This is a genomic window from Enterobacter chinensis (assembly GCF_034008295.1).
GTDB lineage: Bacteria > Pseudomonadota > Gammaproteobacteria > Enterobacterales > Enterobacteriaceae > Enterobacter > Enterobacter chinensis.
Genome location: NZ_JARDVI010000008.1, coordinates 47,252 through 63,817, shown reverse-complemented (window position 1 = coordinate 63,817; position 16,566 = coordinate 47,252). Strand labels below are relative to the sequence as shown.

Annotated in this window: 15 protein-coding genes; 6 read left to right on the top strand and 9 right to left on the bottom strand. The window is 55.9% G+C overall.

What is annotated here, in order from left to right:
- Nucleotides 1-103 precede the first annotated feature (103 nt).
- The 3 genes from cysG to nirB form a co-directional block, all read right to left on the bottom strand.
- The gene (cysG, locus tag PYW49_RS20975) at nt 104-1,477 is read right to left on the bottom strand and encodes a siroheme synthase CysG (RefSeq protein ID WP_320387409.1); all 1,374 of its coding nucleotides are present in this window, start codon (nt 1,475-1,477) and stop codon (nt 104-106) included.
- A 135-nt stretch (nt 1,478-1,612) separates the two neighbouring features.
- Entirely contained in the window at nt 1,613-1,939 is a 327-nt protein-coding gene (gene nirD, locus PYW49_RS20970) for a nitrite reductase small subunit NirD (RefSeq protein ID WP_134348103.1), read from the bottom strand.
- Complete coding sequence (gene nirB / locus PYW49_RS20965) at nt 1,936-4,479, bottom strand: nitrite reductase large subunit NirB (RefSeq protein WP_320387408.1); 2,544 nt, start codon at nt 4,477-4,479, stop codon at nt 1,936-1,938. Before nirB ends, nirD begins: the two co-directional genes overlap by 4 nt.
- A 239-nt stretch (nt 4,480-4,718) precedes the next feature.
- Here nirB and PYW49_RS20960 point away from each other — a divergent pair, with 239 nt between their 5' ends.
- The gene (locus PYW49_RS20960) at nt 4,719-6,035 is read left to right on the top strand and encodes a cytosine deaminase (protein ID WP_320387407.1); all 1,317 of its coding nucleotides are present in this window, start codon (nt 4,719-4,721) and stop codon (nt 6,033-6,035) included.
- Between the two features lie 3 nt (nt 6,036-6,038).
- On the opposite strand, the gene tsgA is transcribed toward PYW49_RS20960, so the two are convergent.
- The gene (gene tsgA / locus PYW49_RS20955; RefSeq protein ID WP_320387406.1) at nt 6,039-7,223 is read right to left on the bottom strand and encodes an MFS transporter TsgA; all 1,185 of its coding nucleotides are present in this window, start codon (nt 7,221-7,223) and stop codon (nt 6,039-6,041) included.
- A gap of 278 nt (nt 7,224-7,501) precedes the next feature.
- On the opposite strand from tsgA, the gene ppiA reads away from it, so the two are divergent.
- The 4 genes from ppiA (at nt 7,502) to argD (ending at nt 10,664) form a co-directional block, all read left to right on the top strand.
- Nucleotides 7,502-8,074 (top strand): peptidylprolyl isomerase A, encoded by a 573-nt coding sequence (gene ppiA, locus PYW49_RS20950; RefSeq protein ID WP_023309471.1) that lies wholly within the window; start codon nt 7,502-7,504, stop codon nt 8,072-8,074.
- Between the two features lie 104 nt (nt 8,075-8,178).
- A complete protein-coding gene (locus PYW49_RS20945; protein WP_320387405.1) occupies nt 8,179-8,763 on the top strand; it encodes a putative adenosine monophosphate-protein transferase Fic in 585 nt (194 codons plus the stop codon).
- 30 nt (nt 8,764-8,793) lie between these two features.
- Nucleotides 8,794-9,357: an aminodeoxychorismate synthase component 2 gene (gene pabA, locus PYW49_RS20940; protein WP_320387404.1), complete on the top strand. Its 564-nt coding sequence runs from the start codon at nt 8,794-8,796 to the stop codon at nt 9,355-9,357.
- A gap of 86 nt (nt 9,358-9,443) precedes the next feature.
- Nucleotides 9,444-10,664 (top strand): bifunctional acetylornithine/succinyldiaminopimelate transaminase, encoded by a 1,221-nt coding sequence (argD, locus tag PYW49_RS20935; RefSeq protein ID WP_320387403.1) that lies wholly within the window; start codon nt 9,444-9,446, stop codon nt 10,662-10,664.
- Here the strand turns inward: argD and PYW49_RS20930 are convergent.
- A complete protein-coding gene (locus tag PYW49_RS20930; RefSeq protein ID WP_134348212.1) occupies nt 10,661-12,748 on the bottom strand; it encodes a YccS/YhfK family putative transporter in 2,088 nt (695 codons plus the stop codon). The two genes, argD and PYW49_RS20930, sit on opposite strands and share 4 nt — an antisense overlap.
- Before the next feature lie 57 nt (nt 12,749-12,805).
- Complete coding sequence (gene crp / locus PYW49_RS20925) at nt 12,806-13,438, bottom strand: cAMP-activated global transcriptional regulator CRP (protein WP_000242758.1); 633 nt, start codon at nt 13,436-13,438, stop codon at nt 12,806-12,808.
- A 311-nt stretch (nt 13,439-13,749) separates the two neighbouring features.
- On the opposite strand from crp, the gene PYW49_RS20920 reads away from it, so the two are divergent.
- Nucleotides 13,750-14,154 carry an OsmC family protein gene (locus PYW49_RS20920; RefSeq protein WP_008503018.1) on the top strand — a complete coding sequence of 135 codons (405 nt, stop codon included), beginning with the start codon at nt 13,750-13,752 and terminating at the stop codon, nt 14,152-14,154.
- Between the two features lie 79 nt (nt 14,155-14,233).
- Here PYW49_RS20920 and PYW49_RS20915 read toward each other — a convergent pair whose 3' ends face one another.
- The 3 genes from PYW49_RS20915 to PYW49_RS20905 are packed head-to-tail and all read right to left on the bottom strand — an operon-like array spanning nt 14,234 to nt 16,371.
- Nucleotides 14,234-15,103 (bottom strand): phosphoribulokinase, encoded by an 870-nt coding sequence (locus tag PYW49_RS20915; RefSeq protein WP_134348096.1) that lies wholly within the window; start codon nt 15,101-15,103, stop codon nt 14,234-14,236.
- 30 nt (nt 15,104-15,133) lie between these two features.
- The gene (locus tag PYW49_RS20910; protein ID WP_063144226.1) at nt 15,134-15,352 is read right to left on the bottom strand and encodes a YheU family protein; all 219 of its coding nucleotides are present in this window, start codon (nt 15,350-15,352) and stop codon (nt 15,134-15,136) included.
- Nucleotides 15,349-16,371, bottom strand: a complete 1,023-nt coding sequence (locus PYW49_RS20905; protein WP_320387402.1) for a hydrolase — start codon at nt 16,369-16,371, stop codon at nt 15,349-15,351. Before PYW49_RS20905 ends, PYW49_RS20910 begins: the two co-directional genes overlap by 4 nt.
- Nucleotides 16,372-16,566 lie beyond the last annotated feature (195 nt).

Genomic DNA, 16,566 nt, shown 5'->3' with positions numbered 1-16,566 from the left:
AAGGGAATAAAGGGAAAATTTCCACTTCGGGGCGGTATGTTAACGACAGCGGTAAGAGGGGAGTAGTCCGCTTAAGGACTACTCCGGAAAGGAAGAGTATGCGTTAGTGATTCGAGAACCAGTTGAGTTTATCGCGCAGTTCAACCACACGGCCAACCACAATCAGCGCCGGGCTTTCGACCTGCTGTGCCAGTTCGCCTAACTGTGTCAGTACCCCATCCACCACGCGCTGCGTAATGGCGGTACCGTTTTCGATCAGCGCGACGGGCATATCTGCCGCCATGCCGTGCTCCAGCAGCTTCGCCTGGATCGTGGCAGCCTGATTCAGCCCCATGTAGAACACCAGCGTCTGCTTTTCGGCTGCCAGGTTATGCCAGTCCAGCTCGCTGCCGGTCTTCAGGTGGCCCGTCACCAGACGCACGCTCTGGGCGTAATCCCGGTGGGTCAGTGGAATGCCAGAGTAAGCTGAGCAGCCGGATGCCGCCGTAATCCCTGGCACCACGGAGAAGGGAATACCCGCGTTACACAGGGTTTCCAGCTCTTCGCCCCCGCGACCAAAGATAAACGGATCGCCCCCTTTCAGGCGCACCACGCGTTTTCCCTTTTGCGCCTCGCGCAGCAGGATCTGGTTAATCTCTTCCTGCGGTACGCAGTGGTAGCCCGCACGTTTGCCGACGAAGACGCGGTCGGCATCACGGCGTACCAGGTTCATGATGTCATCAGAGACCAGACGATCGTAAACCACAATATCCGCCTGCTGGATCTGCTGTAGACCTTTCAGGGTCAGCAAGCCCGCATCGCCAGGGCCTGCGCCCACCAGCACCACTTCGCCGCGATGATCCAGCGGTTCAGAGAGTAACTGCGCCGTTGTCTCTTCAATCGCTTTACTGTCCTGATTCGCCAGCGACTGCGCCAGCCTGTCGTTCACGAAGAATTTTTCCCAGAAGCGGCGACGCTCGCCCACGGTGGAGAAAGTTTGCTTCACGCGGGTACGAAGCTGCCCGGCGTAATGGGCTATCTGACCAAGATGCTGGGGCAGCACGGCCTCCAGCTTTTCCCGCAGCAGGCGCGCCAGAACGGGCGAACGACCACCGGACGACACCGCGATCATCAGCGGTGAACGGTCGATAATCGACGGCATGATAAAGCTGGCTTCTTTCGGTGCATCCACCACGTTACAGAAGATCCGGCGCGCTTCGCAGGCGTCACTGACGCGCTGGTTCACTTCATCGTTATCCGTCGCTGCGATGGTCAGCCAGCAGGTATCCAGCAGGGATTCATTAAACTCCCCCTGTTCCAGCGTAAGCATCCCTTCCTGCGCCCAGACGTCAAACTGTGGGGCGAAGGCAATGGCGTTGACGGTCAGTCGGGCGCCAGCCTCTAGCAGCAGGCGCGCTTTGCGTTCAGCCACGTCGCCGCCGCCCACGAGCAGGCAGTCGCGGTTGCGTAATTGACAAAAAATCGGCAGGTGATCCACGACGTTACCTCGCAGCATTCATGGAGGGGGTAATAATTGACGTCAGGATAACAGCAGGAATCGCACAGAACATACGGTTTTTCCTGCCGTTACCCATAAGGGGTCATAAGCTTTTCGTATTGAAAAGGCGGGGGATTAGCCTTTCAGCTGCACCTTACCGTCCTTCACGCGGGCGTCGTAGTGCTTCACGGAGACATTTTCATCTTCCATGCAGCGTCCGTCAGTTAAGCTGAAGCGCTGCTTTTTCAGCGGGCTGGCAACCCACAGTTCACCCTGATGCTCGGCAATCAATCCGCGGGAGAGCACGCTGGCCTCGAAGAACGGGTCGATGTTGCTGATGGCAAAGACCTGTTCATCGTGGCGAGGGCGGAAAATCGCAACCTGCTCGCTGCCCAGCAGCGCGCACACGCCGGTTGCGGGGATAATGTCGTTAATATCGCAAATGTTTATCCACTGGCTCATGCGTTTTCCTCCACCAGCGTGACCGGAATACGTTCATACGGCGTTGCTGGACGATGCTGTTCACGCTCTGGTACAACCTGTACGTTCGGGTCGCGCTGGGTGCTGTTGATAAAGTGTTTGAAGCGAGTTTGTGCCGCCGGGGTATTAACGGTTTCAGTCCACTCGCAAATCACCGCCTCGCGCAGGCGCGCCATCTCGGCTTCCAGATGTTCGTTCAGGCCCAGCTTGTCGTCGATGATGACCGCTTTCAGGTAGTCGATACCGCCTTCCAGGTTATCCAGCCAGGAGGCGGTACGGGTTAACTTATCGGCGGTACGGATGTAGAACATCATGAAGCGGTCGAGATACTGAATCAGCGTATCGCGATCCAGATCCGCCGCCAGCAGGTCCGCATGGCGTGGTTTCATCCCGCCGTTGCCGCAGACGTACAGGTTCCAGCCTTTTTCGGTGGCGATAATCCCCACGTCTTTACCCTGTGCTTCCGCACATTCACGGGTACATCCGGAAACGCCGAACTTCATTTTGTGCGGCGTACGGATGCCTTTGTAGCGGTTTTCCAGCTCCACGCCGAAGCCCACGCTGTCGCCGACGCCGTAGCGGCACCAGGTGCTGCCCACGCAGGTTTTCGCCATACGCAGCGCTTTGGCGTATGCGTGGCCGGTTTCGAAGCCGGCTTCAATCAGCTGACGCCAGATTTCAGGCAGATCGTCTTTCTGCGCGCCAAACAGGCCGATGCGCTGGGAGCCGGTGATTTTGGTGTACAGGTTAAATTCACGTGCGATACGGCCCACCGCAACCAGTCCTTCCGGCGTAATTTCGCCACCGGCAGAGCGTGGAATAACGGAGTAGGTGCCGTCTTTCTGAATGTTTGCCAGGAAGTTGTCGTTGGTGTCCTGCAGCGGCGTATGCTCGGGTTTGAGCACGTACTCGTTCCAGCAGGAGGCCAGCAGTGAACCGACGGTCGGTTTACACACTTCGCAACCGTAGCCCTGGCCATGCTTCGCCAGCAGTTCGTCGAAGGATTTGATGCCTTCCACGCGGATCAGGTGGTAAAGCTCCTGGCGAGAGTACGCAAAGTGCTCGCACAGGTTGTTATTCACTTCGATGCCCTGTTTCGCCAGCTCGGCGTTCAGCACCTGAGTAACCAGAGGAATACAGCCGCCGCAGCCGGTACCGGCTTTGGTTTCCGCTTTCAGCGCCGCCACGGTGTGGCAGCCTTTGTTGATGGCGGAGATCAGCATGCCTTTGGTGACGTCGAAGCAGGAGCAAATCTGCGCGCTGTCCGGCAGTTTATCCACGCCGATAGACGGTTTGCCGCTGGAAGCGTGGGCCGGAAGGATCAGCGCGTCCGGGTTTTCCGGCAATTCGATGGCGTTCAGCACCAGCTGGAGCAGGTTGCCGAAGTCGCTGGTGTCGCCCACCAGCACCGCGCCGAGCAGGGTTTTATTGTCCTGGCTGACGATCAGGCGCTTATACACTTCTTTGCTTTCGTCGAGATAAACGTAGCTGCGAGCGCCAGGCGTGCGGCCATGCGCATCCCCAATACCGCCAACGTCCACGCCCAGCAGCTTCAGCTTGGCGCTCAGGTCCGCGCCTTCGAAGGCGTTTTCAGTGCCAAGGATATGGTCCACGGCGACCTGCGCCATTTTGTAACCCGGCGCCACCAGACCATACACGCGGTTGTTCCAGCTGGCGCATTCGCCGATAGCGTAGATATCCGGATCTGAGGTCTGGCAGGTGTCGTTAATCATGATCCCGCCGCGCTGAGCGACGGCCAGACCGCACTGGGTCGCCAGCTTGTCGCGTGGGCGGATCCCGGTGGAGAAGACGATAAAGTCCACTTCCAGCTCGCTGCCGTCGGCAAAGCGCATGGTTTTGCGCGCTTCAGTCCCTTCCTGCACGATTTCTTTGGTGTTCTTGCTGGTGTGAACCTTCACGCCCATGCTTTCGATTTTACGACGCAGCTGGTCACCACCCATGTGGTCCAGCTGTTCGGCCATCAGCATTGGGGCAAATTCGATGACGTGAGTTTCAACGCCGAGGTTTTTCAGTGCGCCAGCCGCTTCCAGGCCCAGCAGGCCGCCGCCAACCACCGCGCCGCGCTTGCTGCGACGGGCGCAGGATTCGATAGCGTTGAGATCTTCAATGGTACGGTAGACGAAGCAATCCTGAGTGTCCGAGCCTTTAATCGGTGGGATCCACGGATAGGAGCCCGTCGCCATGATCAGCTTGTCGTAAAAAACCGTACGGCCAGCGCTGGAGTGGATCACTTTTTCCTGACGGTTGATGGTGATAGCGCGTTCGCCCACCAGCACTTTTACGCCATGCTTCTCGTAGAAACCTTCACGCACCAGAGAGAGCTCTTCGGCGGTATGATGGGAGAAGTAGGAAGACAAGTGCACACGGTCGTACGCCTTGCGGGGTTCTTCACAGAACACGGTAATATCGAACTGCTCAGCATCGGCTTTATCGAGAAGATCCTCAATAAAGCGGTGGCCGACCATGCCGTTACCGATGATAGCGAGTCTGACTTTGCTCATTATTGCCTCGATTTCTTTTCTATTACTGCCTACCTTAACGATTCAGCAGGGGCGCTTATTGATGCAAATCAAATACGTCTTCGCCTACTCCTTAGGTGGTATATGACTGATTTGTCAGGATTTTTATAAGTGGCGGAAATAGCAGGCTTTTCGTGTTCGTTGAATTTGTGTACAAATCAGGGGCGGTTTTGCAAAAATTGGTACGCCTGAATATCAGCTGCATTTTTTAGGGGAAAGGTATGTCTACAACACCGTTATGGCTTATTCAGAATGTTCGTTTACCGGGTCGGGAAGGGCTGTGGCAGCTTGCCATTGAGAACGGGCGATTTGGTGACATTACCCCAATGGACGACACCCATGCCGAAAGTTATGAAGTACTGAATGCGCGCGGTGGGCTGGCTATTCCCCCGTTCATCGAGCCGCATATCCATCTTGATACCACCCAGACGGCGGGCGAGCCGAACTGGAACCAGTCCGGAACGCTGTTTGAGGGCATTGAGCGTTGGGCGGAGCGCAAGGCGCTACTCAGCCATGACGATGTGAAAGCGCGCGCCTGGAAAACGCTGAAGTGGCAAATTGCCAACGGCATTCAGTTTGTCCGCACCCATGTGGATGTCTCCGACCCTACGCTTACAGCCCTGAAGGCGATGCTGGAGGTGAAGCAGGAGGTTGCGCCGTGGGTGACGCTGCAAATCGTCGCGTTCCCGCAGGAAGGTATTCTCTCTTACCCGAACGGTGCGGCGCTGCTGGAAGAAGCGTTAAAACTGGGGGCTGACGTGGTGGGGGCGATCCCACACTTCGAGTTCACCCGCGAGTACGGCGTTCAGTCGTTGCATATCGCTTTTGATCTGGCGAAGAAATATGACCGTCCGCTGGATATCCACTGCGATGAAATTGACGACGAACAGTCGCGGTTTGTCGAGACGGTGGCAACGCTGGCGTATGAGGCCGGTATTGGCGAACGGGTTACGGCCAGCCACACCACCGCCATGCACTCCTATAACGGCGCGTACACCTCACGGCTTTTTCGCCTGCTGAAGATGTCGGGGATTAACTTTGTCGCTAACCCTTTGGTGAACATTCACCTGCAGGGGCGCTTTGACGACTATCCGAAGCGTCGCGGCATCACCCGGGTGAAAGAGCTGCAGGAAGCAGGTATTAACGTCTGCTTTGGTCATGACGATGTTTTTGATCCCTGGTACCCGCTTGGCACCGGCAACATGCTGCAGGTGCTGCATATGGGGCTGCATGTCTGTCAGATGATGGGCTATCCGCAAATCGACAGCGGCCTGAATCTGATAACCCATAACAGCGCCCGCACTTTCGGCCTGAGTGATTACGGTATTGAAACGGGAAACCCGGCGAATCTGATTATTCTGCCTGCGGAGAGCGGGTTTGAAGCGGTGCGCTGTCAGGTGCCGGTGCGCTGGTCCATGCGACAGGGGCGCGTGATTGCCACAACCCAACTGGCACAGACGTGGATCCAGATGGATATCGGGGGAGAAGAGGTGAGCTTTGCCAGAAACAGCCCCTCTGCCGAGCGCAAAGGGGCGTAGGGTTTAGTGAGACGCTGCTGCCGCGTTGTGCTGGCGGTGGCGGGTCACGAAGCCCAGAGCGAAGCACATAATAAACACCACGGCATACAGACCGTTCGCGGTGTGCAGAGCGGCCAGCGGGCCGCTGTGAGCGACGATCGGGCCCGTGACCACGAAGGTCAGCATGGTGCCGATGGTGCCGCAGGTCAGGACGAAGTTAACCAGCTTCGGCGAGGCCACTTTGGTCTGCAGAGAACCCAGGGTAATGATCGAGGTGTAGATCGCGCTGGAGAAGAAGCCCAGGGTCAGAATGAACCACGGCATATGTTCCGGCGAACCATTGATGAACAGATACATCAGCACGGTTGCCAGACCTGCCAGCACGGTCAGAATACGCTGCAGGTCGAAGAAGCGCAGGATAAAGCTAAACGCCCACATGCCGAACATGTAAGACATCCAGAAATCGCTCACCAGTTTACCCGCGTCGTTCAGGCTCATGCCCAGGCCCTTGGCGTATTCCGGTACCCAGGAGATAAAGCCCAGCTGGCCCAGGATGTAACACAGGGCGGCGATGGAGAGGAACAGCACGCCAATGCCCCATTTCTCTTTCGCGACGGGTTCTGCGGTAGTCTGTGCTTTTTTGCCCAGCACCGGGAAGTCGCAGCCGAAGGTCAGAATAAAGATCGCCACGTAGACCAGACCGATGCAGGCATACACCCAGTACCACTCAATGCTGCGGGCCAGCAGAACCGCGGCCACCATCGGAAAAATCATTCCGGCCATGCTGAAGAAGGAGTCGGTAAACAGCAGGCGCGCGCCGCGCTGGCGGCCTTCATACATGTGGGTAATCAGGAAGGTACCTATCGACATGGTGATCCCGCTGACCAGACCGAGCACAAACATGGCGGCGGAGAACAGGGCGATGCTGTGGCTCAGCATCAGCCCCGCTACGGCGGCGAGCATCAGCACAAAGCCGAAACGCAGCTGCGTTTTCAGCGGCACGATTTCCATCAGCCAGGCATTCAGGAAGATGGAGATCAGGATCCCCGCGTTGAGGAAGGTGAAGGTGTTACTCATGCTGGAAACGGGCAGCTGGAAGTAGTCTGCGATATTTCCCATCACCATCCCGGTGACGATCACCAACGCGCCGGTCAGGGCGTAGGAGAAGAAGCTGATCCATGTGAGCTTGATGCGATTGCTGTTAGTCATGTCTGGCCTGTTCAAAAAAAGAAAAGCGCCCATCGGGCGCTGAGAGCGGGCAGATTTTAGACATTAAAGTGATCTATTCATATCTTTTAAGAGAAATTAGAACTTCATTGCAGTTTTTTATGTGATCGCGATCACATAAAAAGCCGTCATAACCAATCGTTTGCGTGGTTACAACTGTTTCAATTTCGTAAAATTAGGTAAAAGGCTGGTCTCCGTTCATACTGCTCTTTAGAATCAAGCCATTCGCTTTTTATACTGCGCTTTGTTAAGGAATTCTCATGCTCAAATCAACACTGGCGGCTGTCGCAGCTGTGTTTGCTCTTTCTGCCGTTTCCCCTGCTGCGCTGGCAGCAAAAGGGGACCCTCACGTTCTGCTGACCACCTCCGCCGGGAACATTGAGCTGGAACTGAATAGCCAGAAAGCTCCGGTTTCTGTGAAAAACTTCCTCGACTACGTGAACAGTGGTTTCTATAACAACACCACCTTCCACCGCGTGATCCCAGGCTTTATGGTGCAGGGCGGCGGCTTTAACGAGCAGATGCAGCAGAAACAGCCGAACCCGCCAATTAAAAACGAAGCGGACAACGGCCTGCTGAACAAGCGCGGCACTATCTCAATGGCCCGTACCGCAGACAAAGATAGCGCGACCAGCCAGTTCTTCCTCAACGTGGCGGATAACGCCTTCCTCGACCACGGTCAGCGTGACTTTGGCTATGCGGTCTTCGGTAAAATTGTGAAAGGGATGGACGTGGCTGACAAGATTTCTCAGGTGCCTACCCATGATGTCGGTCCGTACCAGAATGTGCCGTCAAAACCTGTCGTGATCCTCTCTGCAAAAGTTCTGCCATAACCTTCTTCAACACGGGCGATACTCGCCCGTGTTGTGACCCTCCCTGCGAAAGCGCGTTTTGCTGCTTATACTTGTGGCAAACGGACTATTCAGGGAGGCGTTAAGTGAAAAAACTCACCGACAAGCAAAAATCCCGTCTCTGGGAGCAGCAGCGTAACGTCAATCTACAGGCCAGTTGTCTCCTTGAAAAAGGTAATGGTCCCTCAGAACCCCATATTGAGACACTGGAGCTTGGGCCTCCCGCGCCCGGGTTACCCCATCTGTGCCTTATTCATCGCCATCTGTATCGCAGTGAAATGAAGCGGGCAGGCGAGTTCCGAACCGATGATATTTTTAAAGGTGATATTCCGTTCTGCCATTTCGAATACATCGAGAAGATGGGCAATGAACTGATGGCGGCGCTTGAAAGCGAAAAGTATCTTGTGGGCCTTGAGAAGGCGGCTTTTGTTGACAAAGTTAGTCATTACTACTGTGAAATCAATATGCTGCATCCTTTTATGCGCGGCAACGGCATTGCCCAACGCGTTTTCTTTGAGCAACTGGCACTCCACGCGGGTTACTCACTGGACTGGCGCGATATCGATCCCGAGCTGTGGGTGGCCGCTAATCGAAGTGGCGCAACGGGAGATTTAACCGCGTTAAACGCTATCTTTGCCAAAGTTGTGAGCGAAGCGCGGGAATCTGAGTAGAATAGGGCGGCATTTTTTTCGGGAGCCGCCATGATTCTGCTGATTGATAACTACGATTCCTTCACCTGGAACCTTTACCAGTATTTTTGTGAACTGGGTGCTGAGGTGGTTGTCCGCCGCAATGACGAGATCGATCTCGCCGATATTGAGACGCTGGCTCCGCAGAAAATCGTGATTTCACCGGGGCCGTGTACGCCGTCAGAATCGGGTATTTCTCTTGACGTTATCCGACATTATGCCGGCAAGCTACCGATCCTGGGCGTTTGCCTGGGCCATCAGGCGATTGCCCAGGCGTTTGGTGCCACCATCGTGCGCGCTGCGAAAGTGATGCACGGTAAAACCTCTCCGATCGCTCACGCCGGTACCGGGGTATTCACGGGTCTCAATAATCCTTTGACCGTGACGCGATACCATTCGCTGGTGATTGACCCACCGACGTTGCCTGACTGTTTTGACGTGACCGCCTGGAGCGATACGCAGGAGATCATGGGGATTCGTCACCGAGTATGGGATCTCGAAGGCGTGCAATTCCATCCGGAAAGTATTCTCAGCGAACAGGGGCACGCACTGCTGGCAAATTTCCTCAATCGCTGAATATCTGTTGCCTTGCTGTGATTTTTTATGCATATTTTGTGATTATATTTTCACAATCAATGTGACATAAAATGGATGGGCATGACATGGCAACTGAACAACCAGCAATTACCCGCGCGACATTCGATGAAGTGATTCTGCCGATTTATGCACCGGCTGAGTTTATCCCGGTGAAGGGGAAAGGCAGCCGCGTCTGGGATCAGCAGGGTAAAGAGTACGTGGATTTCGCGGGCGGGATTGCGGTAACGGCGCTCGGTCATTGCCATCCTGCGCTGGTGGACGCGCTGAAAAGTCAGGGCGAAACCCTGTGGCACACCAGCAACGTGTTCACCAACGAACCGGCGCTGCGTCTTGGCCGCAAGATCATTGATGCCACGTTTGCCGAGCGCGTGCTGTTTATGAACTCCGGCACCGAAGCTAACGAAACCGCCTTCAAGCTGGCGCGCTACTACGCAACCACGCGCCACAGTCCGTACAAAACCAAAATCATCGCCTTCCATAATGCCTTCCATGGGCGCTCATTCTTTACCGTCTCCGTTGGCGGTCAGCCGAAGTATTCCGACGGGTTTGGGCCGAAACCAGCTGACATTATCCACGTGCCGTTTAACGATCTGCATGCGGTGAAAGCGGTGATGGACGATCACACTTGCGCGGTGGTGGTTGAGCCTATTCAGGGTGAAGGCGGCGTGACCGCGGCAACCCCGGAATTCCTGAAAGGTCTGCGCGAGCTGTGCGACAAGCATCAGGCGCTGCTGGTCTTTGATGAAGTGCAGAGCGGGATGGGGCGTACCGGCGATCTCTTCGCTTACATGCACTACGGCGTGACGCCAGATATTCTGACCAGCGCCAAAGCGCTCGGCGGCGGTTTCCCGGTGAGTGCGGTACTGACCACTCAGGACATCGCTTCGGCGTTCCACGTGGGGTCGCATGGTTCTACCTATGGCGGTAACCCGTTGGCCTGCGCCATTGCCGGTGCGGCATTCGACATCATCAATACGCCGGCGGTGCTGAACGGTGTGAACGCAAAGCGCGAGCTGTTTGTGAAGCATTTGCAGCAGATCGATGACCAGTTCGACGTGTTCAGCGAGATCCGCGGCATGGGCCTGTTGATTGGTGCCGAGCTGAAGCCACAGTACAAAGGTCGCGCGCGCGATTTCCTGCACGCCGCCGCCCACGAAGGGGTGATGGTGTTGAATGCGGGACCGGACGTGATGCGTTTTGCGCCATCGCTGGTGGTGGAAGACAAAGACATTGAAGAAGGATTAACCCGCTTTGCCGCGGCGGTCGCGAAGATCGTTAAAGGCTAATACTCGGTTCGCTTCAACCGGCGGGTTAGCCAAATCCCGTGATGCGGACGCTGACGCCATGCCACCGACGAAATGGTGTGCATGGTGTTCAGATGCCCCAGAATGCGCTGTAAATGTTGCTCCAGGGTGCTCATAGGCCCGTGGGTTAACGTCTCCGGCGCTTCCAGAATATTCGAATCTCCCGACTCACCCGGCGAGTCATATTCCAGACGCTGCTGACAGCGCTGCAACGCAATCTCACACGACTGCAGGTAACGTTGCGCCAGGTCTGGCGTCAGCATCGTGTGCTCGCGCGCCAGCGTCGTCATGGCGTTAATATGCTCGACGATAAACTGGCTGTGGGTCACCCAGAGCTTCATGTCCGCCAGATAGTGCGAGTTAAAGCCCGGCTCCTGCATTGCCTGGTTGAGCGAGTTGAACAGGGCGTTGTGCGCCTGGTTGACCTTCATCCGCTGATAAGCCAGCGGGGAGGGCTGCGGGTCGTCGCTCAGGATCAGGCGAATGGCCTGCTGGTCGGCCTCCAGCGCGTCGTGAGCGTTCTGCCTGAGCAGCCCGCTTTGCCACTGCGGCCACAGCCAGACCATGCCGCCAAAGGCAATCAGGCAGCCGATCAGGGTATCAATCAGCCTGGCGACAATAAACTGTTCGCCATTGAGCGTGAGCAGCTGCAGTGTGTATACCGCCGTCACCGTGAAGCCCACCATCGCCCAGCCGTAGTTTTTGCGGATAATCAGGTAGCTTACCAGCGTAATCGCCAGCATCCCTGCCAGGGTATAACCTTCCGGCACGTGGAAGTGCAGCGTCACGCCCGCAATAATCAGCCCCGCCATCGTTCCGCCGGCCCGATGCAGAATACGCACCCGCGTAGCGCCGTAACCGTTCTGGGTGACAAACAGCACGGTCATTAAGATCCAGTAGGGTTTTGGCAGATGCAGCGCCATGCCCATCAGGCTGGCGGTACTGAGCATAACGCTAATTCTGGCGGCGTTGCGCAGAGCGGAAGATTTAAGAGAAAGATAGCTTCTGAGCGCGGGCAATAACGGAAGCCGCTTTTGCTTATCCGCCATCAGATCGCGGGGGTAAAGCGGGCGCTGTGTACGCAGCACGCGGGCGATGCGGCTGAAGTGCCAGGCGGCAAACTGGCCGACCGGGTTATCCGGATGCTGGCGCGCGATTTTCTCCAGTGCGCCGAGCTGTTTTTCCATGTTAAAGCGCGTGGGGTAGCGGTGGTAGAGAATATCGTCAGCCAGGACCCGCAGGCGCGCCGACACGGTCTGCGCGTTCCAGCGGATCACCGCTTCGGCGTGGCTGCGCTCGACCAGCTTTTGCACCTCTTGCGGGTGGTGAAGGCTAACGGAGATATGCTCCTGCAGATCCAGCCCAACCTGGAAGGTGCGCAGCAGCCGTTTGTATTCGTGGTTCTTGTTGGCGGCGAGCATATGCAGCTGCTGATAGCACTGGCTTATCAGATCCACCACCTTTTGCTGGCGCGTCAGCAGCGGCGGCAAGGATTTTTCCGGATCGGTATGCTGGGTGAGCAGGGTGTATTTGGCTTCGCAGTAATCCGCCAGCTGCACATAGAGCAGGCTCAGGGATTCACGCAGCGGCTGTTCGCGCCACAGCCAGAACCAAAACCAGTTAAACAGCCCGTACCACAGCGTTCCCAGGGCGTAGATCAGCAGCGGCTCCCACACCGGCATATTTCCGGCGAGGCTAAGCGTGAAAATGGCCGCAATCAATGAGGCGGGAAGCAGGCGGGCATGCAGCGAGCTGATTTCGGCCGTGACGCCGAGGGTCATGGCCAGCACGGTCAGAATCAGCGGCAGCGGAATATCCCGGGCAAGCAGAAGCTGTACGGCGAGGCTACAGCCCGCAAACAGGCAGCCGCCAATAATCAGGCGTTTGAAAAAGCGCTTATGCGGCGTGTCCAGACCGGCAATGTTGCAGCAGGCAGGGACGAGAGAAAACAGCAGGCCTTGCTGAAGATGTCCGAGGATCAGGCCTACGGCCACAGGAAGACATAACACCAGCGTTTGTCGCAGTGCGTAGTTAACTTCCGGGTGATAGATCAGCCTGCGCCACATGGGGAGTAGAGACAAAAACGGCGTGACACCTTGTGGTGGCACGCCGTTTAAGCGGAATTAACGCGTTCCGTAGACCACGATGGTTTTACCGTGGGCGGAGATCAGGTTTTGATCTTCCAGCATTTTCAGGATACGGCCTACTGTCTCACGGGAACAACCAACGATCTGACCAATTTCCTGACGGGTAATTTTAATTTGCATGCCGTCCGGGTGGGTCATTGCGTCTGGCTGTTTCGCCAGGTTCAGCAGGGTCTGCGCAATACGGCCGGTCACGTCCAGGAAGGCGAGGTTACCCACTTTCTCTGAGGTGACCTGCAGACGGCGCGCCATCTGGGAAGAAAGACGCATCAGGATGTCAGGGTTAACCTGAATCAGCTGACGGAACTTCTTGTAAGAAATTTCAGCCACTTCACATGCTGTCTTTGCACGAACCCAGGCGCTACGTTCCTGGCCCTCTTCAAACAGGCCCAGTTCACCGATGAAATCGCCCTGGTTCAGATAAGAAAGGATCATTTCTTTCCCTTCTTCATCTTTGATCAGCACTGCCACCGAGCCTTTAACGATGTAATACAACGTTTCCGCTTTTTCACCCTGGTGAATCAGCGTGCTCTTCGATGGGTACTTATGAATGTGGCAATGAGACAAGAACCATTCGAGAGTCGGGTCTGTTTGCGGTTTGCCAAGCACCATGCGCTGTTATCCTCTGTTATAAGCTGTCACCAGAGTCATCAGATGCATCCGGACTCTGGGGTTGCAATCGAATTCTTACCCATACCCTGGGAAGTCGGCTACCGTAACGTTTCGCAGCCAGTAAAGTTTGATGTCCTCTGCATACACGTGTAACGTCAATGTATTACTGTAGCATCCTGAGTGTTTTAGCATAGCTTTCGCCGCGTGTCTCCTGGTGTCTCGCTTCAGCATGATGCAGGTCGCCTTCCATTGCGAGAAATGTAACACACGCGTAATCTGTCACCAAAAATGCAACGTTGGAGTTCAAAAATATGCAAGCGCGCGTGAAGTGGGTTGAAGGTTTAACGTTCCTGGGCGAGTCCGCGTCAGGACACCAGATTTTGATGGATGGTAACTCCGGCGACAAAGCACCAAGCCCAATGGAAATGGTGCTGATGGCAGCAGGTGGATGCAGTGCGATTGACGTAGTGTCGATTTTGCAAAAAGGTCGTCATGACGTGACAGATTGCGAGGTTAAACTCACCTCAGAACGTCGCGAAGAGGCGCCACGCCTGTTCACCCACATTAATCTGCACTTTGTTGTCACCGGTAAAGAACTGAAAGACGCGGCGGTCTCGCGTGCGGTGGACCTGTCTGCGGAGAAGTACTGCTCTGTGGCGTTAATGCTGGAGAAAGCGGTAAAAATTACCCATTCGTATGAAGTGATCGAGGCTTAATCTTTTGGCGGGTGGCGCTGCGCTTACCCGCCCTACGGATTGTTGGCCCGGTAAGCGCAGCGCCACCGGGCAAAACTGATTATGCGATCTGCTTCCCTTCCATCAACCGCTCCACCAGCGGCGTCATGATTAATTCCATCGCCAGCACCATTTTCCCGCCCGGCACTACCAACGTATTCATGTGCGAAATAAATGAGCCCTGCAGCATCGCCAGCAGCCAGGGGTAATCGATACCTTCAAGATTGCGGAAATGGATCACCACAAAGCTCTCATCCAGGGACGGTATCGTTTTGGCGGCGAACGGGTTGGAGGTGTCCACCGTCGGCACGCGCTGGAAGTTAATGTGCGTGCGGGAGAATTGCGGCGTTAAGTAATTGATGTAGTCTTCCATTGAACGAACGACGGAATCCATCACCGCCTCGCGCGAGTGGCCGCGCTCGCTCATGTCACGCGTCAGCTTCTGGATCCACTCCAGGTTAACGATAGGGACCACCCCGACCAGCAGATCCACGTGACGCGCCACGTCGTGTTGAGGCGTGACCACGCCGCCGTGTAATCCTTCGTAAAACAGCACATCGGTGGGTTCCGGCAGCGGCTGCCAGGGGGTGAAGGTGCCCGGCACCTGATTCCAGGGCACGGCTTCATCATAGGTATGCAGATACTTGCGGGACTGCCCTTTGCCGCTCTTACCGTATTCCAGAAAGGTTTGTTCCAGCAGGCCGAAGTCATTGGCTTCCGGGCCGAAGTAGCTGATGTGTTTACCCAGATCGCGCGCCTTACGGATGGCCATGTCCATCTCCGGACGTGTGTAGCGGTGAAAGCTATCGCCTTCGACCTCCGCCGCACGGAGATTCAGCTGGGCGAAAATCTTGCGAAATGCGAGGCTGGTGGTGGTGGTTCCCGCACCACTCGACCCCGTAACGGCAATAACCGGATGTCTGGCAGACATAGCAACTCCCTGACTGAAAAGGTTGGAAGATCAGCCGTGAAACGCGTTGCGGGGCATGATATTGACCGTCTCATGCAGTTCTGACCACACCAGCAATACGTCGCCGCTTTTCAGCTGGCGCTTTACATCGTTGACCTTTTGCTCAAGCGAGCGTTCCTGTTCACCATAATCGGTGCCTTCGCGTAATACAAAGCTTTCAATCAGATTATCGAGCGTTTCGGGAGCCAGATCCTGCCAGGGAATAATCATTTTGCACCGTCCAGATAAGGGGTTAGCCAGTCAGGAATACGCGTCTCAAGCCACATTTTCGGGCGACGCAGCGTACCGCCGATAAACCCGACGTGGCCGCCGTGCTCCGTCAACTGATAGTGAACGTTGTCGGGCAGGAATTCCTGAGCGGGGATCGAGTGATGATCCATAAAAGGGTCATCTTTGGCATGAATGATGAGCGTCGGCTGCGCGATCTTGCTGAGCAGCGGCATGGCGCTGCACTGACGATAATAGTCAATCGCATCGGCGAAGCCGTGAATTTTCGCGGTGATCAGATCGTCGAACTCGCGAATACGGCGCACTTTTTTCAGCTGGCGCAGGCTGACCGGCAGGGTATCCGGGTAGGCCTTCAGCTTACGCGCCGCGTTGGCCTTCAGCAGGTTGAGCAAGTAGCGCTGATAGACGCGGGAAAAGCCTTTCTCCATGTGGTAGCTGCACTGCTCCAGCATAAACGGCGCGGAGACAATCACTGCGGCATCCAGCGGTACGCTTTCACCCTCTTTCGCCAGCAGACAGGCCAGCATATTTCCGCCCAGCGAATAGCCCACGGCAGCGGTGGGAACTGTGCCAAAGTTTTCACGCAGCCAGTGTAAAAACCACGTTCCGTCTTCGGTTTCACCCGAGTGATAGATGCGTTTCTGACGATTGGGTTCGCCGCTACAGCCACGAAAATGCATCACCACGCCGAGCCAGCCGCGGGCTTTTGCCGCCTCAATTAACCCATGCGCATAGGGGCTGTGCAGGCTGCCTTCCAGGCCGTGAAAGACCACCAGACGCGGCTTATGGCGGGCCTGCTCCGGTTCTTCGCTCCAGGCGAGATCCAGAAAGTCACCGTCTGGCAGGTCAAGGCGTTGCCAGTGCGGGGTGAACTGAACCTTGCGGCGGATCAGTCGCGGCAGCATGGTCTGCAAATGGCGATTGGCGACGCCGCGCATAGGCACGAACTCAGTGCTGTCTTCGGCTGCAATGTCGAAGTCTGATGGAATGATTTGGGTCATAAGCGCGATGCTGATTCTTGTCGGAAATTAACGATACTTTCCGAATTGTACCCCGTTTAGCCTGGTTTTCCGAAACATGAACTGATCCCGATCACAAATCTTTACCTTGATTATTACTCTCAGGCTAATGATTCCGCTCTACGCTTAATTGATGCCTTTCTCACCAGAGCGCACACTTTACTCAACGTTAAGCAA

Excerpts from the sequence above, each read along its gene's own strand:
- nirD (WP_134348103.1), bottom strand. The coding sequence starts at position 1,939 with ATGAGCCAGTGGATAAACATTTGCGATATTAACGACATTATCCCCGCA.
- nirB (WP_320387408.1), bottom strand. The coding sequence starts at position 4,479 with ATGAGCAAAGTCAGACTCGCTATCATCGGTAACGGCATGGTCGGCCAC.
- PYW49_RS20960 (WP_320387407.1), top strand. The coding sequence starts at position 4,719 with ATGTCTACAACACCGTTATGGCTTATTCAGAATGTTCGTTTACCGGGT.
- tsgA (WP_320387406.1), bottom strand. The coding sequence starts at position 7,223 with ATGACTAACAGCAATCGCATCAAGCTCACATGGATCAGCTTCTTCTCC.
- ppiA (WP_023309471.1), top strand. The coding sequence starts at position 7,502 with ATGCTCAAATCAACACTGGCGGCTGTCGCAGCTGTGTTTGCTCTTTCT.
- pabA (WP_320387404.1), top strand. The coding sequence starts at position 8,794 with ATGATTCTGCTGATTGATAACTACGATTCCTTCACCTGGAACCTTTAC.
- argD (WP_320387403.1), top strand. The coding sequence starts at position 9,444 with ATGGCAACTGAACAACCAGCAATTACCCGCGCGACATTCGATGAAGTG.
- PYW49_RS20930 (WP_134348212.1), bottom strand. The coding sequence starts at position 12,748 with ATGTGGCGCAGGCTGATCTATCACCCGGAAGTTAACTACGCACTGCGA.
- crp (WP_000242758.1), bottom strand. The coding sequence starts at position 13,438 with ATGGTGCTTGGCAAACCGCAAACAGACCCGACTCTCGAATGGTTCTTG.
- PYW49_RS20920 (WP_008503018.1), top strand. The coding sequence starts at position 13,750 with ATGCAAGCGCGCGTGAAGTGGGTTGAAGGTTTAACGTTCCTGGGCGAG.
- PYW49_RS20915 (WP_134348096.1), bottom strand. The coding sequence starts at position 15,103 with ATGTCTGCCAGACATCCGGTTATTGCCGTTACGGGGTCGAGTGGTGCG.
- PYW49_RS20910 (WP_063144226.1), bottom strand. The coding sequence starts at position 15,352 with ATGATTATTCCCTGGCAGGATCTGGCTCCCGAAACGCTCGATAATCTG.
- PYW49_RS20905 (WP_320387402.1), bottom strand. The coding sequence starts at position 16,371 with ATGACCCAAATCATTCCATCAGACTTCGACATTGCAGCCGAAGACAGC.